Source organism: Streptomyces yerevanensis (assembly GCF_000716805.1).
In the GTDB taxonomy this organism is placed as follows: domain Bacteria; phylum Actinomycetota; class Actinomycetes; order Streptomycetales; family Streptomycetaceae; genus Streptomyces; species Streptomyces flaveus.
The window spans coordinates 1-4,561 of record NZ_JNWJ01000147.1 but is presented as its reverse complement, the minus strand read 5'-3'; the positions used below and the strand labels follow the sequence as shown (position 1 = coordinate 4,561).

The 4,561-nt window shown below is 70.3% G+C and carries 3 protein-coding genes; 1 reads left to right on the top strand and 2 read right to left on the bottom strand.

Annotated elements, in window-relative coordinates:
* Positions 1-941, bottom strand: a 941-nt coding sequence (locus OP79_RS48415; protein WP_033329616.1) for a M6 family metalloprotease domain-containing protein, incomplete at its 3' end; no start/stop codon positions are given.
* Positions 942-1,316: 375 nt separating this feature from the next.
* On the opposite strand from OP79_RS48415, the gene OP79_RS48410 reads away from it, so the two are divergent.
* Positions 1,317-3,245, top strand: a complete 1,929-nt coding sequence (locus OP79_RS48410) for a putative bifunctional diguanylate cyclase/phosphodiesterase (RefSeq protein WP_033329615.1) — start codon at positions 1,317-1,319, stop codon at positions 3,243-3,245.
* A 6-nt stretch (positions 3,246-3,251) separates the two neighbouring features.
* Here the strand turns inward: OP79_RS48410 and OP79_RS48405 are convergent, their stop codons facing one another.
* On the bottom strand, positions 3,252-4,352 hold the full coding sequence (locus OP79_RS48405) for an LLM class flavin-dependent oxidoreductase (RefSeq protein ID WP_033329614.1): 1,101 nt from the start codon (positions 4,350-4,352) through the stop codon (positions 3,252-3,254).
* Between the last annotated feature and the right edge of the window lie 209 nt (positions 4,353-4,561).

The window sequence follows — 4,561 nt, the reverse complement described above, 5'->3', positions numbered from 1 at the left end:
GCCGTATCCCCTGCCGCCCCGGCCACCACCGGCCCCGCCCCCAACGGCTCCAGCGTCAGCCGCGTACCCCCGTCGCCCGCTCCCTGCACACACGCCACCTGCCGCGGTTCCAGCCAGCCCAGCTTCCACTTGTGCCAGCCGAAGAGATCCGGCGCGAGCCCGAACTGGCTGCCCATGAGGTCCCAGTCGCCGACGTAGGTGTCCCAGTCGCCCTTGTCGTCGGTCGGCCGGTGGTAGAGGTCGGGCAGGTCGAAGACGTGGCCCGTCTCGTGGGCCAGGACGAGCCGGTCCGGTGGATGCTGCTCGAAGACCGTGACGACCCGGCGGATGTCCGTGCCGTCGGCCCGTAGCGGCGCCTCGAGGTTGACCACCTTCGTCGCGTCCGAGTCGACGCCGGGCGCGTGCGGATCGGCGACGAAGTAGACGACGTCGTAGCGCGAGAAGTCGACGCGAGGGTCGGACACGGCGAGGGCGTCGTGCAGATACGCGGACCGGCGCGCGGAGTTCCAGTCGCGCTGTATGGCGTACGCCGTGGAAGCGTGCGGCATCGGCAGCCACTCGCGGAGCGGGTGCGGGCGCAGCGTGAACTTGCCGTAGGAGGCGCGTTCGAAGAAGCGACTGGTGGCCGGGAAGTGGTCGGCCGCCAGTTCGGTGGGGGTGGCCTGCGGGGTGGAGTCGGGGAAGGAGAGGAAGACCATCACAGCGTCGATGCGGCGGCCGGGGCGCGGATAGGCGGAGTTCCAGGTGTCCAGGCCCTCCGAGTGGTGGGCGTCGGTCCGCTTCAAGGCGCAGGACGTCGAATGGGGCACGGCGTTCGCGGGGCCCATGGCCAGGGAGGTGGCGGCGAGCGCCGCCATGGAGGTGAACAGTGCCGCGGGACCACGCCAACGAGGTCGTGCCTCGCCACGGGTGAGCCCCTTGAGGGGGAACAGACGCGGCACTTCGACCTCCGGTGCGGAATTCGGGATACCACACCCAGCCTGTACGCATGTGATCACTTACGCCCTGTTTGTCTGCACCAGAAGGGTGAGCGCACCGGCCTCCGGACGAGCGCGTCACGGCACCGCGGACATCTCGAGCACTCACGGAACGTCACAAGCGATCGGCCATTGAAGGAACCTGTCCAGGTGCGGGCAGAAACGATCTGTCAGAAGAGCCGGTTAATTGGGGAGACTGAGGAGTAGCTGGAAGGCGTTCGGGCCAGCCTCTATGATCGGCACACTTTCCTGCGCGGACACGGCTAGAGCGGCCGTCCTCCACCGGCCGACCACCCGACGAGACCTGTACGAGTAACGAGTGCACAGCGGGAGCGAACGGTGAGCGGAACGCCCGAAGGGCCGGTCCCTGCGGCAGACCTCGTCCGACCGACGGTCACAGAAAGTGACAGTCGGTCTCTTCCTCACGAGAAGACGACCCCACGCGTCGACACCCACACCTCATGCGTCGACACGCGTACCACACGTACCGAACCGGTGACATCACGCGCCGAGGCCGAGCCTCCACGCGCCCCCGACCTCACGGACCGTACGTTCCGGGCCACTTTCGACGCCGCCCCCGTGGCGATGGCCGTCGTCGACCGCGAGGGTCTGGTCGTCACGGCCAACGACTCGCTGGCCGCGCTGCTCGGCGCAGGCCCGGACGGTCTCGCGGGCCGGGTCGCCGCCGATCTGGTGGATCTGGCCTCCGACGCCCGCACCTGGCACGCGTACCGCGAGGTGCTCCGCGGCCGGCAGGCCAGACTGCGCTGCACCCGACGGCTCAAACACCCCGACGGACACTCCCTCTGGGCCCAGGTGACGGTGTCCCCACTGCCCGAGGAGGAGCAGGCCGTGCTGGTGTCGGTCTGCGACATCAGCGCCCGCCGTGAACTCCAGGCCCGGCTGCGGCACTTGCAGATGCACGACCCGGTGACCCGGCTGCCCAACCGCACCCTGTTCTTCGAGCGCCTTTCGGCCGCGCTGGAGGCGGAGGCTTACGAGGAGTCGGGCACCGGCCGGATCGGGCTGTGCTACCTGGACCTCGACGGGTTCAAGGCGGTCAACGACACGCTCGGCCACCGCATCGGCGACCGGCTGCTCGCGGCCGTCGCCGAGCGGCTGACGCGCTGTGCGGACGAGGCCGGTCACGCGCGGGCGGTCAAGCCGCTGGTCGCCCGGCTCGGCGGCGACGAGTTCGCGCTGCTGGTCGAGGACTCGACGGGTACGGAGCAGCTGGCAGAGCTCGCCAAGTCCGTACTGACGTCCCTTCAGGCGCCCTTCGACATCTCCGGGCAGCGGCTGTCGGTCTCGGCCTCGATCGGGGTCGTCGAGCGGCACGCGGCCGACACCACCGCGACGGCCCTGATGCAGGCCGCCGATACGACGCTGTACTGGGCGAAGGCCGACGGAAAGTCCCGCTGGACGCTCTTCGACCCGGAGCGCAACGCCCACCGCATGACCCGTCAGGCCCTCGCCTCCACCCTCCGCCCCGCCATCGAGAAGGGTGAGTTCGCCCTGGAGTACCAGCCGTTGGTGGGCATGGAGGACGGCGGTGTGCGGGGTGTCGAGGCGCTGGTGCGATGGAACCATCCTCAGTTCGGCACACTGACGCCGAATCGGTTCATCGGACTTGCTGAAGAAGACGGCTCCATCGTGCAGTTGGGGCGCTGGGTGCTGGCCACCGCCTGCCGGCAGGCGCGCCGCTGGCAGTTGGACCACCCGGATGTGCCGCCGGTCTTCGTGAGCGTGAACGTGGCGGTGCGTCAGGTCTGGGACTCCGACCTGGTGGCGGACGTCGCGGCGATCCTCACGGAGACCGGACTCGCCCCGCATCTCCTCCAGTTGGAGCTCACCGAATCGGCCGTGATGGGCTCGGCGGGCCGCCCGCTCCAGGCCCTGCAGGCGCTCAGCGACATGGGCGTACGCATCGCCATCGACGACTTCGGCACGGGCTACTCCAACCTCGCCTACCTCAGCCGCCTCCCCGTCTCCGTACTGAAGCTCGACGGATCGTTCGTGCGGGGCTTCCAGTACGAGGAAGCGGGCCACCGTGCGAACCCCGCCGACGAGGTCATCGTCGAGGCCCTCATCGAACTCGCCCATCGGCTGGGTCTGACGGTCACCGCCGAGTGCGTGGAGACCGCCGGGCAGGCCTCCCGACTGCGGCGCATCGGCTGCGACACCGGCCAGGGGTGGCTGTACTCCCGGCCGGTGGCAGCGGATCGTATCTCCGCACTGTTGACGGAGGCGGACTGCCCGCGAGGCTGAGCCGTCTCAGGCCTGGGCCCGGGTTTTCGGCAACTGGTAGGCGTCCGCGATCAGTTCGTACGAGCGCAGGCGTACGTCTCCGCTGTGGGCGTTGCCCGTGATCATCAACTCGTCCGCGCCCGTGCGCTTTTGCAGGTCGTCGAGGCCGGCGCGGACCTCGTCCGCGGTGCCGTGGATGACGTTGGAGTTCCAGGAGTCGACGAACTCCCGCTCCATCGGGCTGAATTCGTACGCCTCCGCCTCCTCCGGGGTGGGCACGAGTCCCGGGCGGCCGGTGCGCAGGCGGACCATGTTCAGGGCGGCGGCCAGGACCTGGCGGCGGGCCTCCTTCTCGTCGTCCGTGGCGAGCGCGGAGACGCCGATGAGGGCGTACGGGGCGTCGAGGACTTCGGAGGGTGTGAAGGACTCGCGGTACAGGTCGAGCGCCGGGATCGTGTTCTGGGCCGAGAAGTGGTGCGCGAAGGCGAACGGCAGGCCGAGAGTGCCGGCGAGGCGGGCGCTGAAGCCGGAGGAACCGAGGAGCCAGACGGGTGGGCGGTGCGGGGACTGTACGCCGCCGGGGGCCGTGGCCTGGATGGGGCCCGGGACCGCGTGGATACGGGCGTACGGGTGGCCGTCTGGGAAGTCGTCGTCCAGGAAGCGGGTCAGTTCGGCGAGTTGCTGGGGAAAGTCGTCGGCGCCCTCGTTGAGCCGGTCGGTGCGGCGCAGGGCTGCGGCCGTCGCGCCGTCCGTGCCCGGGGCTCGGCCGAGGCCCAGGTCGATGCGGCCCGGGGCCATGGCCTCCAGGGTGCCGAACTGTTCCGCGATGACGAGGGGGGCGTGGTTGGGGAGCATGACGCCGCCTGAGCCGAGGCGTATCCGGTCGGTGTGGGCGGCGAGGTGGGCGAGGATCACGGCGGGGGACGTTGAGGCGACGCCCGGCATCGAGTGGTGTTCGGCCACCCAGTAGCGGTGGAAGCCGCGGTTCTCTGCGAGGCGGGACAGTTCGACGCTGGTGCGGAGGGCGTCCGTGGCGGTGCGGCCCGCGCCCACGGTGACCAGGTCCAGCACGGAAAGTGGCACCTGAGCGGTGCCCGCCGTCTCGCCTCGTATTTCGTCTGCCGCCATGGGTTGCCTCCTGCTGGGTACGACGTCGGTCCGCGCGTACCTAACGGGAGGCGGCCTCCGGTTATTCCGCCCCCGCCGCCCTTACCCGTCCCTGGGGCTTCGCCCCGGATCCCCACCAGGGGCTCCGCCCCTGGACCCCGCTGGGGCTGCGCCCCAGACCCCCATCGGCCTGAACGGCCTCGTCCTCAAACGCCGGACGGGCTGACTTG